The sequence below is a fragment of the Streptomyces xanthophaeus genome, from assembly GCF_030440515.1.
GTDB lineage: Bacteria > Actinomycetota > Actinomycetes > Streptomycetales > Streptomycetaceae > Streptomyces > Streptomyces kutzneri.
This window is the reverse complement of record NZ_CP076543.1, coordinates 4,979,000-4,996,982: the sequence shown is the minus strand read 5'-3', so window position 1 is coordinate 4,996,982 and position 17,983 is coordinate 4,979,000. Positions and strand designations below refer to the sequence as shown.

Sequence of the window (17,983 nt, the reverse complement as noted above, 5' to 3'; positions counted from 1 at the left end):
CCGGGGACTGCGCGGACCGGGTCGTCAGTCGTCGAAGCCCTGGGCCGACCGCTCCTCGCGCAGCGCCATGATCGCCTGGCGGCGGGCGAGCCGGTGGGTGCGGCGGATCTGGGCCTCCTGGTAGCGCCGCTCGTCCTGTTCGGTCTCCGGGAGGACGGGCGGGACCTCGCGGGGCTTGCCGTCGGCGTCGACCGCGGCGAAGACGAGGTAGGCGGTGCCGACCTGGGTGGCGGGGGTGGACTCGTTCCACCGCTCCGCGAGGACGCGTACGCCGATCTCCATGGAGGAGCGGCCGGTCCAGTTGCACTGGGCCTTCACGTGGACGAGGTCGCCCACGCGCACGGGCGCGAGGAAGGCCATCTCGTCCATGGAGGCGGTGACTGCCGGGCCGCCGGAGTGGCGGCCGGCCACGGCGCCCGCCGCGTCGTCCACCAGCTTCATGATCACGCCGCCGTGCACCGTTCCGAGGAGGTTGGTGTCGTTGGCGGTCATGATGTGGCTGAGGGTCGTCCGGGAGGCTGCGGTGGGCTTCCCGGGCAGCTCGCCCGGTATCTGTGTCATACGCACACCTTAGTTGGGTCAGGGAGGCATCAGCTCTGCAACAGCAGCGGTACGGAATGTGGACCGGGCTGTCGGAGCAGGCCTCCGGGCAGGCATTCTTGGCGCATGAATGACTGGCCAGAAGGTCGTGACGACGCGTACGGGCGCGGCAGCGCACAGCCGCAGCCCGAGGGTGTGCAGCGGATGCGGCACATCCAGCGGCAGCCGCAGCCGCAGCAGCCTCCGCGGCCCCCGCAGCGCCCGGCGGGCCCGCCGCCGGCGTACGGCGTGCCCCCGCAGCAGGCGGGCGGCCACGACACGTACGGCGGTTACGACAGCGGCTACAACACCGGCCAGGTCTACGGGGCGCCGCAGGGCGGCGGCCCCGGTGGGCCGGGAGGCCCCGGCGGGCCGTCCGGACCCGGCCGCCCCGGGCGGGCGCCCGGCCCGGCACCGGACTGGCGCAAGCGGATCAAGGTCGGCTCGATCGTGCTGGTCTCCGCGCTGCTGGTGACCTCGGTCGCCACCTATTTCTGGGCCGACTCCAAGGTGCGCCGCGAGGTGGACCTCTCCAAGGTCATCGAGCGCCCGAAGGAGGGCGACTGCACGACGTACCTGATCGTGGGCTCCGACAGCCGCGAGGGGATGACCGCCGAGGAGAAGAAGAAGCTGCACACCGGCTCGGCCGAGGGCAAGCGGACCGACTCGATGATGATCCTGGCGAAGTGCTCCAGCGGGAACACCATGATCTCGCTGCCCCGCGACTCGGACGTGGAGATCCCGTCCTTCGTGGGCTCGCAGTCCGGCAAGACGTTCCCCGCCCAGGGGCGCCGGGTCAAGCTCAACGCCGCGTACGCGGAGGACGGCCCCGAGCTGCTGGTGCGGACGGTGGAGCACAACACGGGCCTGCGCATCGACCACTATGCGGAGATCGGCTTCGCCGGCTTCGCGAACATCGTGGACGCGCTGGGCGGTGTGGAGCTGAACATCGAGGAGGGCTTCAAGGACGAGAAGTCGGGCGCCGACTTCAAGGCCGGCAAGCAGACCCTGAACGGCGAGCAGTCCCTGGCCTTCGTACGGACCCGGTACGCCTTCGCCGAGTCCGACCTGCAGCGGACGAAGAACCAGCAGAAGTTCCTGTCGGCGCTGGCGAGCCAGGCCGCGACGCCGTCGACGATCCTCAACCCGTTCGCGCTCTACCCGATGCTGGGCGCGGGCCTGGACACCCTCATCGTGGACAAGGACATGGGCCTGTACGACATGGGCCAGATGTTCTTCGCGATGAAGGGCGTCAACGGCGGTGACGGCGTGTCGATGAACATGCCGATCTCGGGCCAGCGCGGCGGCAACCTCGTCTGGGACAAGGCGAAGGTGCAGCAGCTGGTGAAGCAGATCCAGAACGACGAGAAGGTCACCGTCCGCGGCAACTGACGGCGGTGAGGGAGTGCGGCCCGTCGGCCGTACTCCCTTCCCCGGTCCGGGACCGGACGTCCGGTCAGGCGTCCGGGGAGAAGCGGATGGCGGCGGCGGGCAGCTGCGCCCCGCACCACACGCGGGCGCCGCCGCGCAGTTCGTTGTCGGCCCCCACGGCGGCGCCGTCGCCGATGACGGCGGCGTCGAGGACGGTCCGCGCGCCGACCGAGGCGCGGGCGCCGATCAGGCTGGCGTTCACCTGGGCGTCCGGGCCGATGACGGCGCCGTCGAGCACGATGGAGCCCTGGACGACCGCTCCGGCCTCGATCCGGGCGCCCGCGCCCACGACGGTGCCCCCGGACAGCTTGGCCCCGGCCGCCACTTCGGCGCCCGGCAGGACCAGGGACTCGCCGCGCCGTCCGGGGACGGCCGGGGAGGAGACCACGCCGCGTACGAGGTCGGCGGAGGCCTGGATGATCGACTCGGGCTTGCCGAGGTCCATCCAGTAGGTGTTCTCGGTGACGCCGTGCAGCTTGGCCCCGGCGGCGAGCAGGCCGGGGAAGGTCTCGCGCTCGACGGAGACCGGGCGGCCGGCCGGGATGGAGTCGATCACGCTGCGGCGGAAGACGTAGCAGCCGGCGTTGATCTGGTCGGTGATGATCTCCTCGGGGGTCTGCGGCTTCTCGGTGAAGGCCAGCACCCGCCCCTCGGAGTCGGTGGGGACCAGGCCGAAGGCGCGCGGGTCGTCGACGCGGACCAGGTGCAGGGAGACGTCGGCGTCGGCCGCCTCGTGGGACTCGACCAGACCGGCGATGTCCAGGCCGGTGAGGATGTCGCCGTTGAAGACGAGGACCGAGGAGTCCGGGCCGCCGGTCAGGCGCGCTCCGGCGTTGCGGATGGCGCCGCCGGTCCCGAGGGGCTCGTCCTCGACCACGTATTCGAGGCTGAGGCCGAATGCGGATCCGTCGCCGAAGTAGGGCTCGAAGACCTCGGCGAGGTAGCAGGTGGCCATCACGATGTGCGTGACACCGGCGGCGGCGGCCCTGGCTATCTGGTGGGCGAGGAACGGGACACCGGCCGTGGGAACCATCGGCTTGGGCGTGTTCACCGTCACGGGGCGCAGGCGCGTCCCTTGTCCGCCGACCAGCAGGATCGCTTCCGTCATTGCGTTCTCCCCAACCGATTCCGGCGTACGAAGGTCCAAATTTAGCCCATGCGGGTGCCCCCCATGGGCGGTGTGTGCGTCCGCCTGCGCCGCAGGCCAGGACCTCAGGCGGCGAACGGGTTCGCGTGGCCGGGCAACTGCTGCCCCGGGCGCAGGAACCGCTGCCTGCCCTGCTCGTCGCGCACCGCGAAGAGCCCGGCTTCCGTCAGGCGCCGGGCCAGCTTCTCCCGGTGGATCCGACCCGCCTTCAGCGCCACGGCCAGGATCAGCACGAGGCTCACGCCGGAGGCCACCGCCTCGACGAGCGGGCCGGTGGCGAGCAGGACCGCGGTCACGAGCACGCAGGCGAGGTAGCACATCACCTTCTGGCGTCGGTCGGTGATGTAGCGGGCCGCGAGGTCGAAGGCGATGAGGTCCTTCAGCACGGCCACGGCGCCGGCCGCCTCGGGGACGGGCTTCAGCGACCCCGGCGCCAGCCCCGGCACCGTCCCGCCGATCCCCGCCCGCGGATGGGCCGTGAGGGTGGCCGCCTCGCGGGAGCGCGCCTCGGGGCTCGGGTCCCGGTACATCCGCAGGAGGATGTGCGAGTCCTTGTACCCGGTCGCGTGCGCCTCGCCGTACAGGTAGCCGTACTGCTCCGCCATGTACACGAGGGCGGCCGCCTTCGGGCGGGAGCCCTGGGGGCCGATCTCGATGACGTCCTGCTGACGGGCGATCTGCCGGAGCATCCCCGATATCTGACGTTCTGCGGACAGCACGTTGCGTTCCCCCCTGAGCCCCGCGCCCGGGGGCCGACCGGCGCACAGCCTAGGGTGCGCCGCCGGCCGCGTCGCACGTGGCCCCCGGCAGCACGCCGGGAGCCACGTGTTTCGGCGGAGCCGGGCCCTACGGCAGGTTGCGGGCCATGACGATCCGCTGGACCTGGTTGGTGCCCTCGTAGATCTGCGTGATCTTGGCGTCGCGCATCATGCGCTCCACCGGGTAGTCACGGGTGTAGCCGTAACCGCCGAGGAGCTGGACGGCGTCCGTGGTGACCTCCATGGCCACGTCGGAGGCGAAGCACTTGGCCGCGGCGCCGAAGAACGTCAGGTCCTCGTGGGCGCCTCCGGCGGAGACGCGCTCCGAGCGGGCGGCGGCCGAGTACGTCAGCTGGCGGGCGGCCTCGATCTTCATGGCCATGTCCGCGAGCATGAACTGCACGCCCTGGAAGTCGCCGATCGGCTTGCCGAACTGCTTGCGCTCCTGGACGTAGCCCTTGGCGTAGTCCAGGGCGCCCTGGGCGATGCCGAGCGCCTGGGCCGCGATGGTGATGCGGGTGTGGTCCAGGGTCTTCATCGCGGTGGCGAAGCCGGTGCCCTCGGCGCCGATCATGCGGTCGGCCGGGATCCGGACGTTGTCGAGGTAGACCTCGCGCGTCGGGGAGCCCTTGATGCCGAGCTTCTTCTCCGGGGCGCCGAAGGACACGCCCTCGTCGCCCTTCTCCACGACGAAGGCGCTGATGCCCTTGGAGCGCTTCTCCGGGTCGGTGACGGCCATGACCGTGTAGTACTCGGAGACGCCCGCGTTGGTGATCCAGCGCTTGACGCCGTTGAGCACCCAGAAGTCCCCGTCGCGCACGGCGCGGGTCTTCATGCCGGCGGCGTCGGAGCCCGCGTCCGGCTCGGAGAGCGCGTACGAGAACATCGCGTCGCCCTTGGCCAGCGGGCCGAGGTACTTGGCCTTGAGCTCCTCGGAACCGGAGAGGATCACCGGGAGCGAGCCGAGCTTGTTCACGGCCGGGATGAGGGAGGAGGAGGCGCAGACACGGGCCACCTCCTCGATCACGATCACGGTCGCGAGGGCGTCGGCGCCCGCGCCGCCGTAGGTCTCGGGCACGTGGACGGCGTGCAGGTCGCTGGAGACCAGGGCGTCCAGGGCCTCCTGCGGGAAGCGGGATTCCTCGTCGACCGCTGCGGCGAACGGCAGGATCTTCGCCTCGGCGAGCGAGCGGACCGACTCGCGGAGCATGTCGTGCTCCTCGGCCGGGCGGTACAGGTCGAAGTCGGCAGAACCCGCCAAGATCTCTCACTCCCCAGGGTGATGCGTGATGCTAACTACCGTTAAGTAACCCAAGCCTAGTGGTCCGGTCACGGATGGCGATATGGACGGGCCACGTGAGATGGGTGACAGCGGGGGTCTCCTGGGGAACGTCCCCGCTGGTGGGCCCGACTATGCTCAGTGGCCGCAAACGGCCCCGCACCTCTGGAGCACCCATGGCCCCCCTCAGGATCACTGTGATCGGCACCGGATACCTCGGTGCGACCCACGCCGCCGCGATGGCGGAGCTGGGCTTCGAGGTGCTGGGGCTGGACGTGGTGCCCGAGAAGATCGAGATGCTGGCCTCGGGCCGGGTCCCGATGTACGAGCCGGGGCTGGAGGAACTGCTGGCCAAGCACGTGGCCGGGCTGCCGGGCTCGACCGGCCGGCTGCGGTTCACCACCTCCTTCGAGGAGGTCGGCGCCTTCGGCGACGTCCACTTCGTCTGCGTGAACACTCCGCAGAAGCACGGCGAGTACGCCTGCGACATGTCCTACGTGGACTCCGCGATGGCCTCGCTGGCCCCGCACCTGACGCGGCCGGTCCTGGTGGTCGGCAAGTCCACGGTGCCGGTGGGCTCGGCGGAGCGGCTCGCGGTGAAGCTCGCGGAGCTGGCCCCGGCGGGCGCGGACGTGGAGCTGGCCTGGAACCCGGAGTTCCTGCGGGAGGGCTTCGCGGTGGACGACACCCTGCACCCGGACCGGATCGTGATCGGCGTCCAGGGCGAGCGCGCCGAGAAGCTGCTGCGCGAGGTGTACGAGACGCCGATGTCGGAGGGGACCCCGCTGGTGGTCACCGACTTCCCGACCGCGGAGCTGGTGAAGACCGCCGCGAACTCCTTCCTCGCCACCAAGATCTCCTTCATCAACGCGATGGCGGAGGTCTGCGAGGCCGCCGGCGGCGACGTGGTCAAGCTGGCGGAGGCGATCGGCTACGACGAGCGGATCGGCGCGAAGTTCCTGCGCGCCGGGATCGGCTTCGGCGGCGGCTGCCTGCCCAAGGACATCCGGGCCTTCATGGCGCGCGCCGGTGAGCTGGGCGCCGACCAGGCGCTGACCTTCCTGCGCGAGGTCGACTCCATCAACATGCGCCGGCGCGGGCACATGGTCGAGCTGGCCCGGGAGGCCGTGGGCGGCTCGTTCCTCGGCAAGCGGGTCGCCGTGCTCGGAGCCACCTTCAAGCCGGACTCCGACGACGTACGGGACTCCCCCGCGCTGAACGTGGCCGGGCAGATCCACCTCCAGGGCGGCCAGGTCACCGTCTACGACCCCAAGGGCATGGACAACGCCCGCCGCGTCTTCCCGACCCTCGGCTACGCGGACTCCGCGCTGGCGGCGGCCCGGGGCGCGGAGGTCGTCCTCCACCTCACCGAGTGGCGCGAGTTCCGTGACCTCGACCCGGCGGAGCTGGCCGGTGTGGTGACCGACCGGCTCGTCCTGGACGGCCGCAACGCGCTGGACCCGGTGAAGTGGCGGACCGCGGGCTGGACCTACCGGGCGATGGGCCGCCCGCGCGCGTAGCCCTCGGGCCGGGGTTTGGGTGCGGATCCCGGGGCCGTGCGGATCCGGGGTGCTGGTGCGGCGCCGTTGCCGGGCGCTGCCCCGGACCCCGCGCCTCGATCGCCGGCAAGGCTGAAAAGAGCGCCTCGAACGCAGGCGGGGCCGGACGCACCGGGCGGGGACTCCGTACGGGTGGTTCCGGTGGGTATTCCGGTGAATTCCCGTGACGCGGTCGCTGACCCTCCCGGGCCGATGGCGGCGTGCTGCCACAGTCCCTCTCGCAAGATCCACAGGCCGCCGGGTGCAGGCGCCGCGGCCGGGTCGGAAGGAGAGGGATGAGCGGAACCCGAGGGGTCGCATGCTGAACAGCCGAGTTCAACGGCGCGTCCTCACCATGGTCGGCAGCATGCTCCTCGTGTTGCAGGGTCTTCTGTTCGTCGGAGCCGCGCCGCCCGCTCACGCCGGCGACGACCAGGCGCTCGAGACGGGCTTCGAGCCGCACAACGCCGCGGCCAATCCCCGCAGACCGTCACAGGTGGCCGTCATGCGGGGATGCACGGTCCGCATCGACAACAACTTCGGCAAGGACGGCTTCCCGGTCACGCGGACGACGACCGTCCCCTGTTCCGGAGACCCGTCCCTCGCCTTCGACTCGCAGGGGCGGCTGTTCGTCACCCACCTTTCGACGAGCTTCAACACCACCGCGGGCCGCTTCGGGGTCGGGGTCGCCCGGATCAACGACCTGACGACGGCGGGGAACCAGACGTACACCCCCGTCCAGGTGAGCGGGAACAGCCCGAACAACCAGGACAAGCAGTGGCTGGTGGCCGACACCAACCCCACCAGCCCCTACCGGGACAACCTCTACGTCGTCTGGTCGAACCTCGGCGCCCCGTGGCAGATCCAGTTCTCCCGGTCCGTCAACGGCGGCACCATGTGGTCGACGCCGAACGTCCTGTCCGTCGCCGCGGACGGGAACAGCTGGCCCTCGCACGCGGCCGTCGGCCCGAACGGTGACCTCTACGTCGCCTACCACGCCAACATCTGCAACGAGGGGACCGACGGTGTGGCCACCCAGGGCACCGTGCAGGTCCTGCGTGACGGCTCGGGCGGAGCCGACTTCGCCAACGGCCCCGTCCCGCCGAGCACCACGGCGTTCACGGCCGGAGAGGCGAGCGTCTCCTGCAACGTGCAGAACGGCGCGGGCGACATTCCCGGCACGGACTTCTGGCTCCAGGGCTCGATGCAGCCCTGGGTACTGCCCGACCCCGCCCGGCCCGGCAACGTCTACGTCGTTGCCAACGACGACCCGGACAACAACTTCGGGAACGGCGACGACGGCGACGTCCGCATCGCCCGCTCCACGGACAACGGCGTCACCTTCGCCGCGCCCGCCAGGATCGATCACGGACCGGGGCAGACCCTCGCCGTCATGCCCACCGCGCACATCGACCAGGACGGCAACATCGTCGCCCACTGGTACGACACCCGCAGCGGCAGGCGCAACGGCGGCACCGGGCCGAACGGGAACAACAACTTCCTGCTGGATCTCTACGGGACGACGAGCCGGGACGGCGGAGCGACCTGGTCGCAGGACTTCAGGATCAGCGACGCCGCCTTCGACCCCGACCTGAACGCCCGGTGCCGTTTCGGGAACAACACGAACTGCGGCACCGTGACCGCGTCCGCCCAGCAGACCCTGCGCATCGGCGAGTACAACGGTGTGTGGGCCGTCGACGGGATCGGCTACGCGACGTGGACCGGCAACGCCACGCCGCCGGCGGGCACCAACCCGGCCCAGGGCGCCCAGACCACCTACTACGACACGTTCTCGCTGCTCGGGGCCTTCGCCGACACCTTCGAGCCGAACGACTCGATCGACACCGCCGTCGCCACCGCGCTCGGCACGGACAACAGGGTCACGAAGCCGCGGCTCACCCTGCACAGCCCGACCGACGTCGACTTCTTCCGGATCGAACCCCGCCGCACCGGGCACCTGCAGACCGAGATCGCCTTCAACGAGGTGATCTCCGGGCTTCAGGTCCGCGCGTACGACAAGTTCGGCAACAAGGTCGCCACCGGAACCGTCGCCACGACCAGGCCCGGCAGTTCGACCAGCCGGCTCGCCCTCCCCGTCGTCAAGGACGAGCCGTACTTCGTCGCGGTCAGCGACGCCGGCATCGCCGACCCGACCCGGCCGGGTGACGCCTCGCCGACCGATCCGGCGCAGGCCACGTACGACCTCCGCGTCGTCAACCGCGCGGCCCCCGAGCCCTTCGGGCTCGATCTGGCGCGCGGGTCCGATTCGGGCCGCTTCGACAACGACGACGTCACCCGGATCGCCGGACCGGAGCTCTTCCTCCGGGTCGACGACTCGGAGCTGCGGGCCGCGGGCATCGCGCTGTCCCCGCAGAACGCGACGGCCACGCTCGCGGACGACGCCCCCGGCTACAAGGTGGCCGTGGCGCGCGACGGGGAACCCGTCGGCTTCGCACAGCCGGTGAACCCGGTCACGAAGCCGGGGCTGTACCGGATCCAGCTGGACCCCGTCCTGGTGGAGGGGGAGAACCAGATCACCGCCGAGGTGGTGATCGTCGACCCGTCCGACGACCCGCAGGCCGCCGGCGTCTCCCACGTCGTCGGCTCGGGTGCGCAGAGCGCACACCGGCTGCTGGTCACGCTCGACACCACGGCCCCCGCCCGTCCGGCAGCCCCGGACCTGCTCGCGTCGAGCGACACCGGCGGCAACGACATCGACAACATCACGACGATCGGCAAGCCCGCCTTCCAGGACCCGTCGGCCGAGCCCAACGCCCTGGTGCGGCTGACCGCGGATCCGGCGGGGACCGCCGGCCCGACCGTGGTCGGCAAGGACACCGTCACCTCGGGCGGCACGTACGAGGTCGTCAGCGCCGCGCTCGACGACGGGAAGTACGACTTCGCCGTGGGGCTGGAGGACCTTGCCGGCAACGTGAGCCCGGCATCGCCGTCGCTCGCCGTGACCATCGCCCAGCACTCGCTCACCCTCACGGGCGCGACCACGGATCTGCTCGTCCACGTCGGCCAGGAGACCGTGACGGGCTACCCCGGCATCCCGGGCGGCTTCGTCGGCATCCGCGGGATCCCCGTGGTGAACCTGGACGCGAACGGTCACGGCGTGACCGTTCAGGGCGGGACGGCCGACGAGCAGCTGACCTTCACCCCGACCGGCAGCGACAGCGGGCGGCTGGTGCGCTCCAACTCCGCCCAGGTGCTGAACTTCTCCCACGTGGTGGGCGATGTCCTGGTCAGCCCCGACGGCGGCGACGACGAGGTCTCGATCGTGGGCACCACGCGGCAGGACCTGATCCGCGGTGTTGTGGACGTGTTCACCACGCTCCGGGTCGAGGCCCTGCCGATGCTCCGCACCCCGGCCCTGACGCCGCTGCTCGGCCTCAGGATCACCACCGGCGAGACCGAGCGGATCGGTGTCCTCTCACGCGGCGGCGCGGACACGGTGGACCTCACGGTCAAGGACACGGCCGACGCCCAGCTGTCCGTCGACGGAGGTCCCCCCAGCAAGGTCGGTCCCCCCAAGGGCGACGCGCTGATCGTGCGCGGCGGCTCGCCCGAGGCCGTGCTGTACGAGGAGTACGACGAGAAGGCGGGCAAGGGGTCGGTCTTCGTCAAGTATCCGAAGACGACCGAGGCCAGGACCCGTATCGACTTCGCCGAGATCGAGAACCTCAAGGTCGAGCACGGGCACGAGGGCCGAGGAGACAGGCCCGGCCCCCACGGCGGGAAGCCCTAGGAACATCAGGAGCCGCGCCCCGTCCCGGATCACCGGGACGGGGCGCGGTGCGTCCGGGCATCGTGGTGGTCCTAGGGGGTGTCTTGTCGATCAGGCCGGATCAGGGAGCGGAGCCTGGTGCCGTGGATCGCAAGGCGGACGAGGGAGGCGACGCGGAGCGTCGCCGACCGAGGACAACGCGGCGAGGCGCGGCACCAGGCCCCGCGAGCCCGGCATGATCGGCAAGACACCCCCTAGGCGCCCTGCCTGTGGTGGGCGGCGCGGGCGGTGAATTCCGCGTCGCGCAGGACACGCTGGGCGTTGCCCCAGGTCAGCAGGGCCACCTCGGACTCCGGCCAGCCGCGCTCCAGCAGCTCCGCGATCAGCCGCGGATAGCCCGAGGGGTCGGTCAGGCCCGTCGGGCGGGGGTGGCCCGGTCCGGTGCCGAAGGTGGCGCCGAGTCCGACGCCGTGCGGGCCCGCGATCGCCCGTACGTGGTCCAGGTGGTCCGCCACCGCGTGCAGGGAGTCCCCGGTGCGCGCGGTGTCGAAGGTGACCATCGCCAGGCCGTTGGCCTCCCGTAGTGCGGCCAGGACCTCGTCGGTCACATTGCCCGGATGCGGGTTCAGCGACGCCGCCGCCGTGTTCGAGATGATCACCGGGGCCTTGGAGGCCCCCGCGAGCCGGCAGGCGACCGCCGGCGGGCAGCCCGTGAGGTCCAGCAGGATCGCCAGCCGGTTCGCCTCGCGGACCACCTCGTGGCCGAAGGCCGTCAGCTCCTCCTGCGCCCAGGGCGCTCCCGCGGGCGCGAGGATCCGTACGCCCAGCGCGTGGAAGGCGCGCAGCGCGCCCAGGGAGTCGGTCAGCGTGCGGCCCGGCACCGGGCCCAGGAAGGACGCGATGCGGCCCCGGTTGCGGGCGTCCGCCAGATCGTCGGCGCTGAGGGCCAGGCACAGGCTGTCGGGGTAACGGCGCATCAGGGTCAGCGCCGTGTCGATCTGGTCCAGGGTCTCGGAGAGCACCTGGTCGCCGGAGGCGTCCTCGCGCGCCCGCGCCGACGGCACGAGCAGGGACCAGAACTGGGCCCCCACTCCCCCGGCACGCAGCCGCGGGATGTCGGTGTCCACGCCCGTGTCCGAGGTTTCGATGTCGTGGTACGGACTCTGGTGCAGGGTCCAGACCAGGGTGTTGCACCCGTCGGCCACGGGATGGACGGCCAGCAGCGCGACGGCCCGGTCGAGGGCGCCCGCCGCCACCGCTACCGCGGGTGCGGGGAGGTCTTCGGCTCCGATGCCCACGGAGTGGGGTTCATCCTGCAGGTCGGCCATGGCATTGGCTCCGGTCTCGGCGGCAGCAGGGAGAGATGGTGCCACCGTGACACGCGGGAGCCCAGGGCCGCCCGGCGGACGCAGCGTTCGGGTGAACCCGCAGGTCACACCCTGTCACCGCGCCCGCCGGGCACCGCGTCCGCTACCGGAGCACCGCGTTCGACGGGCCCCGGGAGGCCGACAGGTCGCGGGCCACCGACTCCGCGTCGCGCAGCACGCGTACCGCGTTGGTCCAGGTCAGCTTCGCCAGGTCGGCCTTGGACCAGCCGCGCGTGAGCAGCTCGGCGACGAGGTTCGGGTAGCCCGCCACGTCGTCCAGGCCGGACGGGGTGAAGGCCGTGCCGTCGTAGTCCCCGCCGATGCCGATGTGGTCGATGCCGGCCACCTCGCGCATGTGGTCCAGGTGGTCGGCCACCGTCGCGGCCGTGGCCACCGGGCGCGGGCGCGCCTTCTCGAAGGCCCGGTGCAGGGCCATCGCCTCGGGGGTGGTGTCCAGGTGGTGGAGACCGTGCGCCCGCAGGTTCTCGTCGGCGGCCAGGGTCCACTCGACGGCCGCCGGAAGGATGAACTTCGGTACGAAGGTGGCCATCGCCACCCCGCCGTTGGCCGGCAGCATCGCCAGCACGTCGTCGGGAATGTTGCGCGGGTGGTCGCAGACCGCCCGGGCCGAGGAGTGCGAGAAGACCACCGGAGCGGCCGACACCTCGATCGCGTCCCGCATCGTCGTCGCCGCGACGTGCGAGAGGTCCACCAGCATGCCGACGCGGTTCATCTCGCGGACGACCTCGCGGCCGAAGTCGGTCAGACCGCCGTGCCGGGGCTCGTCGGTGGCCGAGTCCGCCCAGTCGATCGTGTCGTTGTGCGTGAGCGTCATGTACCGCACGCCCAGCTGGTGCAGGGCGCGCAGGGTGGCCAGCGAGTTGTTGATGGAGTGGCCGCCCTCGGCACCCATCAGCGAGGCGATCCGGCCGTCGGCGCGGGCCGCCTCCATGTCGTCCGCCGTCAGCGCCCGTACGAGGTCTCCGGGATAACGGTCGATCAGCTGGGAGACGACGTCGATCTGCTCCAGGGTGGCGCTGACCGCCTCGTCACCGGCGTAGTCGGAACGCACGTAGACGGACCAGAACTGGGCGCCGACCCCTCCGGCGCGCAGCCGGGGGATGTCGGTGTGCAGGTGGGCGGACTGGTCGCCCGCGATGTCCCGGCGCGCCAGGTCGTAGCGCACCTGCTCGCGCAGCGCCCAGGGCAGGTCGTTGTGGCCGTCCACGACGGGGTGTTCGGCCAACAGCTCGCGCGCCTCGTCCAGACGCTGCGCCGCGCTCACTTGCCGAACCCGAAGGACTCCGCGCTCGCGACCTTCGTGCGCAGCCGCTTGCCCTTCTCGGTGGCCTGGTCGTTGAGCTCCTGCAGGAAGTCGTTCATGCGGGCCAGCAGCTCCGTGTCGTGGGCGGCCAGCATCCGTACGGCCAGCAGGCCCGCGTTGCGCGCCCCGGCGATCGAGACGGTGGCGACGGGGATTCCGGCCGGCATCTGGACGATCGACATCAGCGAGTCCATGCCGTCGAGGTACTTCAGCGGCACGGGCACACCGATGACCGGCAGCGGGGTGACCGAGGCGAGCATGCCGGGCAGGTGGGCGGCTCCGCCCGCGCCCGCGATGATCGCCTTCAGCCCGCGGTCGGCGGCCCGCTCCCCGTACGCGATCATCTCGCGCGGCATCCGGTGGGCGGACACGACGTCGACCTCGTAGGGGATCTCGAACTCGTCCAGGGCCTGGGCGGCCGCCTCCATGACGGGCCAGTCCGAGTCGGAGCCCATGACGATGCCGATGACGGGGGCTGCGGAGGTGGTGCTCATGCGGTGACCGTTCCTCTGAGGTAGTCGGCAGCGTGGCGTGCGCGCTCCAGCACATCGTCCAGGTCGTCGCCGTAGGTGTTGACGTGGCCGACCTTGCGACCGTGTTTCACGTCCTTGCCGTACATGTGGATCTTCAGCTGGGGGTCGTGCGCCATGCAGTGCAGGTACGCCGCGTACATGTCGGGGTAGTCCCCACCCAGCACGTTCGCCATGACCGTCCACCTGGCGCGGGGGCGCGGGTCGCCCAGCGGGAGGTCCAGGACCGCGCGCACGTGGTTGGCGAACTGGGAGGTGACGGCGCCGTCCTGGGTCCAGTGGCCGCTGTTGTGCGGGCGCATCGCCAGTTCGTTGACCAGGATCCGGCCGTCGGTGGTCTCGAACAGTTCCACGGCCAGGTGGCCGGTCACGCCGAGTTCCTTGGCGATGCGCAGGGCGAGGGTCTGGGCCTCGCCGGCGAGGGCCTCCGAGAGGTCCGGGGCCGGGGCGATCACCGTGTCGCAGACGCCGTCCACCTGACGGGACTCGACGACGGGGTAGGCCACCGCCTGGCCGTGCGGGGAGCGGACGATGTTCGCCGCGAGCTCGCGGACGAAATCGACCTTCTCCTCCGCGAGGACCGGGACGCCCGCCTTGAAGGGGGCCGCCGCGTCCTCGGGCGTGCGGACGAACCACACCCCCTTGCCGTCGTACCCGCCCCGCACGGTCTTGAGGATGACGGGGAAGCCGCCCACCTCTTCCGCGAAGGCGGCCACGTCGTCCGGATCGCTCACGATCCGGTGGCGGGGGCTGGGCGCGCCGATCTCGTCGAGCTTGGCGCGCATCACCCCCTTGTCCTGGGCGTGCACCAAAGCGTCGGGCCCCGGGCGGACGGGGATGCCGTCCGCTTCCAGGGCCCGAAGGTGCTCCATGGGTACATGCTCGTGGTCGAAGGTGATCACGTCACAGCCGCGCGCGAAGGCGCGCAACGTCTCCAGGTCGCGATAGTCGCCGATGACGACATCGCTCACGACCTGGGCCGCCGAGTCCTGCGGGGTGTCACTGAGGAGCTTGAATCTGATGCCGAGGGGGATGCCCGCCTCGTGGGTCATGCGGGCGAGCTGGCCGCCGCCGACCATACCGACTACCGGGAACGTCACTCCTCCAGGGTATCCGCCGGTATTCCGCCATCCGGACGTGCCCTGGCCCGATCCGCCCGTGTGCCGTGCGTCGCAGGGTGCTGGAAGGCACAGACGGAGCGCAGGGGGGACACTTAGCATGGGTGGGTTGACGGAGAACACCGGACGCCCCGTAAGCGGGCGGTGACCGACAGGACTGACCTACTGATGAGCACGCCTGGCGGATCTGTCGTCGAACGTGTACGCGGCCTCGTACGAGAGGTGGCCAAGTTCGGGGCGGTCGGCGGTCTGGGTGTCCTGGTCAACCTGGGCGTCTTCAACCTGATCCGCAACACCACCGACCTGCAGGTGGTGCGCGCGAGCGTGATAGCCACCGTCGTGGCCATCGCCACGAACTACATCGGCTTCCGCTACTTCACCTACCGGGACCGCGCCAAGAGCGGCCGCACCCGCGAGCTCGTCCTGTTCGCCGCCTTCAGCGGCATCGGCCTGGTCATCGAGAGCGGTGTCCTCTACACCGCCACCTACGGGTTCGGCTGGGACGGCCCGGTCGCCAGCAATGTGTTCAAGTTCATCGGCATCGGGACCGCCACGGTGTTCCGCTTCTGGTCGTACCGGACGTGGGTCTTCAAGGCCCTGCCCGCGCCGGAGGAGCCGGCCGAGCCGATGCCGGAGCCGGCGCCCCTGCCGAAGCCGGACCGCAGGCCGGATCCGGTCCCCGAGCCGGCACCCGCGAACAACTAGGACAAGCCGTCCTGGGCCGTGTACGGCCTAGGGGGTGTCTTGTCGATCAGGCCGGATCAGGGAGCGGGGCCTGGTGCCGTGGATCGCAAGGCGGACGAGGGAGGCGACGCGGAGCGTCGCCGACCGAGGACAACGCGGCGAGGCGCGGCACCAGGCCCCGCGAGCCCGGCATGATCGGCAAGACACCCCCTAGCGGACCGTGGCCTGCGGTTCGGCCCGTTCCGGCGCCGTCCGGCTGAGGAACAGCGCGAACACCGGCGGCTGCGTCTGGAGCAGTTCCAGGCGGCCGCCGTCCGCCTCCGCGAGGTCCCGGGCCACCGCGAGGCCGATCCCGGTGGAGTTGCGGCCGCTGATGGCCCGCTCGAAGATCCGGTTGCCGAGGTCCGGCGGGACGCCCGGTCCCTCGTCCGTGACCTCCAGCACCGCCTGGTTGCCGATCACCCGGGTGCGCAGCGCGACCGTGCCGCCGCCGTGCATCAGGGCGTTCTCCACCAGGGTGGCCAGGACCTGCGAGACCGCGCCCGGGGTGCCGACGGCCCGTACGCCCTGCCGTCCGGAGCGCACGATGGCCCGGCCCGCGCTGCGGTAGGCCGGCCGCCACTCCTCGACCTGCTGCTTGACGACCTCGTCCAGGTCGAAGGGGACCGCCGAGCCCGTCCGCGGGTCCCGCGAGTTCGTGAGCAGCCGCTGCACCACGTCCGTGAGCCGCTCCACCTGGGTCAGGGCGATCGTCGCCTCCTCCCGGACGGTCGCCAGGTCGTCGGTGACGGTGATCTCCTCCAGCCGCATGGAGAGCGCGGTGAGCGGGGTGCGCAGCTGGTGGGAGGCGTCCGCGGCCAGGCGCCGCTCGGCTGTCAGCATCCGGCCGATCCGCTCGGCGCTGGAATCCAGCACGTCCGCGACCCGGTCCAGCTCGGGGACCCCGTACCGCTTGTGCCGGGGCCGCGGGTCGCCCGATCCGAGCCGCTCCGCCGTCTCGGCCAGGTCGGTGAGCGGGGAGGCCAGCCGGTTGGCCTGCCGTACGGCGAGCAGGACGGCCGCCACGACGGCCAGCAGGGCCACCGCGCCGACGACGGCCAGGGTCCGGCCGACCTCGCGGGTCACGGTGGAGCGGGACTCCTCGACGACCACGACCTCGCCCTGCTCCCCGCGGGCGGTGCCGCGGATCACACTGTCGGGGATCGGGGCGCCCACGTCGACGGCCGGCTGGCCGGGGACGGTGATCCGCGCGTGGTGGCCGGCGTCCAGCTGCTCGCCGAGGGCCACGGGGTCGATCGGCTTCTTCTCCAGGACGTTCGCCTCGACGATGCCCACGAGCCGCAGCGCCTCGGACTCGATGCGGTCCTGGGCGCTGCTGGTGATGGTCCGGGTCTCCACGATGACGAGGGAGACCCCGAAGACGGCGATCACGACGAGCACCACGGCGAGCGTGGAATTGATGAGGCGGCGGCGCATGCCCTAGAGCATGCCCCAGGTGGGGAGGAGGAGGCGGTCAGCTCTTCTCGAAGCGGAACCCGACGCCGCGCACGGTGGCGATGTAGCGGGGGTTGGCGGCGTCGTCGCCCAGCTTCTTGCGCAGCCAGGAGATGTGCATGTCGAGGGTCTTGGTGGAGGACCACCAGGTGGTGTCCCAGACCTCGCGCATGAGCTGGTCGCGGGTGACGACCCGGCCCGCGTCGCGGACCAGGACCCGCAGCAGGTCGAACTCCTTGGCGGTGAGCTGGAGCTCCTCCTCCCCCATCCAGGCCCGGTGCGATTCGACGTCGATCCGCACGCCGTGGGTGGCGGGGGGCTGCAGGGCCTCGGTGGCACCGCGCCGGAGCAGGGCCCGGACCCGGGCGAGCAGTTCGGCCAGGCGGAAGGGCTTGGTCACGTAGTCGTCGGCGCCGGCGTCGAGGCCGACGACCGTGTCGACCTCGTCCGCCCGGGCGGTGAGGACCAGGATCGGGAAGCCATGGCCCTCGGCGCGCAGCCGGCGGGCGACCTCCAGGCCGTCCATACCCGGCAGTCCCAGGTCGAGGACGACGAGATCGACGCCGCCCTGCAGTCCCGCGTCCAGGGCGGTGGGGCCGTCCTCCCGGACCTCGACCTCGTACCCCTCCCGGCGCAGGGCGCGGGCCAGGGGCTCCGAGATGGATGCGTCGTCCTCGGCGAGCAGTACACGCGTCATGTGGGTGATGGTAGTCCGCGGCGGCTGAAAGCAGAGGCCCGTGGGAAGACCCCTCTCTATCTGGGCTTATGAACTACTAAGCGCCTTCGAATATGGTCGAACGGTTCCCGGCGCGCCTTGTGATCCATCTCTCAAGTCCTTTCATATGCCGCAGTGTCGTGTCGTATGGTGGCGAGACGCCTGATGCAATACCTCAGGGACCTTTGTGCCGAAAAGCAGCGCAAAGGTCTCTATTTCTGTCCTGAACCGGACGGACGGCCCTCTGGGGGGCCGGCCCGGCCCGTCTTGACGACAGTGAATGACCTGT

The 17,983-nt window shown here is 71.3% G+C and carries 14 protein-coding genes; 4 read left to right on the top strand and 10 right to left on the bottom strand.

The window, feature by feature from the left end; genetic code table 11:
* Positions 1–24: 24 nt before the first annotated feature.
* Entirely contained in the window at positions 25–561 is a 537-nt protein-coding gene (locus KO717_RS22185) for an acyl-CoA thioesterase (protein ID WP_301370575.1), read from the bottom strand.
* Positions 562–666: 105 nt separating this feature from the next.
* On the opposite strand from KO717_RS22185, the gene KO717_RS22180 reads away from it, so the two are divergent.
* Positions 667–1,971, top strand: coding sequence for an LCP family protein (locus KO717_RS22180; RefSeq protein WP_301370573.1), 1,305 nt, complete (start codon positions 667–669; stop codon positions 1,969–1,971).
* Positions 1,972–2,035: 64 nt separating this feature from the next.
* Here the strand turns inward: KO717_RS22180 and KO717_RS22175 are convergent, their stop codons facing one another.
* The 3 genes from KO717_RS22175 to KO717_RS22165 all read right to left on the bottom strand — a co-directional run bounded on the left by KO717_RS22175 (position 2,036) and on the right by KO717_RS22165 (position 5,176).
* A complete protein-coding gene (locus KO717_RS22175) occupies positions 2,036–3,118 on the bottom strand; it encodes a nucleotidyltransferase family protein (RefSeq protein ID WP_301370570.1) in 1,083 nt (360 codons plus the stop codon).
* Between the two features lie 104 nt (positions 3,119–3,222).
* Positions 3,223–3,876: a hypothetical protein gene (locus KO717_RS22170; protein ID WP_301370569.1), complete on the bottom strand. Its 654-nt coding sequence runs from the start codon at positions 3,874–3,876 to the stop codon at positions 3,223–3,225.
* A 127-nt stretch (positions 3,877–4,003) separates the two neighbouring features.
* Complete coding sequence (locus tag KO717_RS22165) at positions 4,004–5,176, bottom strand: acyl-CoA dehydrogenase family protein (RefSeq protein ID WP_301370567.1); 1,173 nt, start codon at positions 5,174–5,176, stop codon at positions 4,004–4,006.
* Between the two features lie 194 nt (positions 5,177–5,370).
* Between KO717_RS22165 and KO717_RS22160 the strand changes: the two genes are divergently transcribed.
* A complete protein-coding gene (locus KO717_RS22160) occupies positions 5,371–6,714 on the top strand; it encodes a UDP-glucose dehydrogenase family protein (RefSeq protein ID WP_301370564.1) in 1,344 nt (447 codons plus the stop codon).
* A gap of 385 nt (positions 6,715–7,099) precedes the next feature.
* Positions 7,100–10,483 carry an Ig-like domain-containing protein gene (locus KO717_RS22155; protein WP_301370562.1) on the top strand — a complete coding sequence of 1,128 codons (3,384 nt, stop codon included), beginning with the start codon at positions 7,100–7,102 and terminating at the stop codon, positions 10,481–10,483.
* Between the two features lie 233 nt (positions 10,484–10,716).
* Here KO717_RS22155 and KO717_RS22150 read toward each other — a convergent pair whose 3' ends face one another.
* The 4 genes from KO717_RS22150 to KO717_RS22135 all read right to left on the bottom strand — a co-directional run bounded on the left by KO717_RS22150 (position 10,717) and on the right by KO717_RS22135 (position 14,783).
* Complete coding sequence (locus KO717_RS22150) at positions 10,717–11,790, bottom strand: membrane dipeptidase (protein WP_301370560.1); 1,074 nt, start codon at positions 11,788–11,790, stop codon at positions 10,717–10,719.
* Positions 11,791–11,932: 142 nt separating this feature from the next.
* Complete coding sequence (locus tag KO717_RS22145; RefSeq protein ID WP_301370558.1) at positions 11,933–13,114, bottom strand: dipeptidase; 1,182 nt, start codon at positions 13,112–13,114, stop codon at positions 11,933–11,935.
* The gene (gene purE / locus KO717_RS22140; RefSeq protein ID WP_301370556.1) at positions 13,111–13,647 is read right to left on the bottom strand and encodes a 5-(carboxyamino)imidazole ribonucleotide mutase; all 537 of its coding nucleotides are present in this window, start codon (positions 13,645–13,647) and stop codon (positions 13,111–13,113) included. The genes KO717_RS22145 and purE overlap by 4 nt, the downstream gene beginning before the upstream one ends.
* A complete protein-coding gene (locus tag KO717_RS22135) occupies positions 13,644–14,783 on the bottom strand; it encodes a 5-(carboxyamino)imidazole ribonucleotide synthase (RefSeq protein ID WP_367401537.1) in 1,140 nt (379 codons plus the stop codon). The genes purE and KO717_RS22135 overlap by 4 nt, the downstream gene beginning before the upstream one ends.
* Before the next feature lie 186 nt (positions 14,784–14,969).
* On the opposite strand from KO717_RS22135, the gene KO717_RS22130 reads away from it, so the two are divergent.
* Positions 14,970–15,506 (top strand): GtrA family protein, encoded by a 537-nt coding sequence (locus tag KO717_RS22130; RefSeq protein ID WP_301370552.1) that lies wholly within the window; start codon positions 14,970–14,972, stop codon positions 15,504–15,506.
* A 189-nt stretch (positions 15,507–15,695) separates the two neighbouring features.
* Here KO717_RS22130 and KO717_RS22125 read toward each other — a convergent pair whose 3' ends face one another.
* Together KO717_RS22125 and KO717_RS22120 are read right to left on the bottom strand one after the other, a co-directional pair.
* Positions 15,696–16,961 (bottom strand): ATP-binding protein, encoded by a 1,266-nt coding sequence (locus KO717_RS22125; RefSeq protein WP_301370550.1) that lies wholly within the window; start codon positions 16,959–16,961, stop codon positions 15,696–15,698.
* A 37-nt stretch (positions 16,962–16,998) separates the two neighbouring features.
* On the bottom strand, positions 16,999–17,676 hold the full coding sequence (locus tag KO717_RS22120) for a response regulator transcription factor (RefSeq protein ID WP_030724697.1): 678 nt from the start codon (positions 17,674–17,676) through the stop codon (positions 16,999–17,001).
* Between the last annotated feature and the right edge of the window lie 307 nt (positions 17,677–17,983).

What these genes read in the sequence shown, in the direction of transcription:
- KO717_RS22150 (WP_301370560.1), bottom strand. Translation starts at nt 11,790, where the DNA reads ATGGCCGACCTGCAGGATGAACCCCACTCCGTGGGCATCGGAGCCGAA.
- KO717_RS22130 (WP_301370552.1), top strand. Translation starts at nt 14,970, where the DNA reads ATGAGCACGCCTGGCGGATCTGTCGTCGAACGTGTACGCGGCCTCGTA.
- KO717_RS22120 (WP_030724697.1), bottom strand. Translation starts at nt 17,676, where the DNA reads ATGACGCGTGTACTGCTCGCCGAGGACGACGCATCCATCTCGGAGCCC.
- purE (WP_301370556.1), bottom strand. Translation starts at nt 13,647, where the DNA reads ATGAGCACCACCTCCGCAGCCCCCGTCATCGGCATCGTCATGGGCTCC.
- KO717_RS22180 (WP_301370573.1), top strand. Translation starts at nt 667, where the DNA reads ATGAATGACTGGCCAGAAGGTCGTGACGACGCGTACGGGCGCGGCAGC.
- KO717_RS22125 (WP_301370550.1), bottom strand. Translation starts at nt 16,961, where the DNA reads ATGCGCCGCCGCCTCATCAATTCCACGCTCGCCGTGGTGCTCGTCGTG.
- KO717_RS22160 (WP_301370564.1), top strand. Translation starts at nt 5,371, where the DNA reads ATGGCCCCCCTCAGGATCACTGTGATCGGCACCGGATACCTCGGTGCG.
- KO717_RS22155 (WP_301370562.1), top strand. Translation starts at nt 7,100, where the DNA reads ATGCTCCTCGTGTTGCAGGGTCTTCTGTTCGTCGGAGCCGCGCCGCCC.
- KO717_RS22185 (WP_301370575.1), bottom strand. Translation starts at nt 561, where the DNA reads ATGACACAGATACCGGGCGAGCTGCCCGGGAAGCCCACCGCAGCCTCC.
- KO717_RS22175 (WP_301370570.1), bottom strand. Translation starts at nt 3,118, where the DNA reads ATGACGGAAGCGATCCTGCTGGTCGGCGGACAAGGGACGCGCCTGCGC.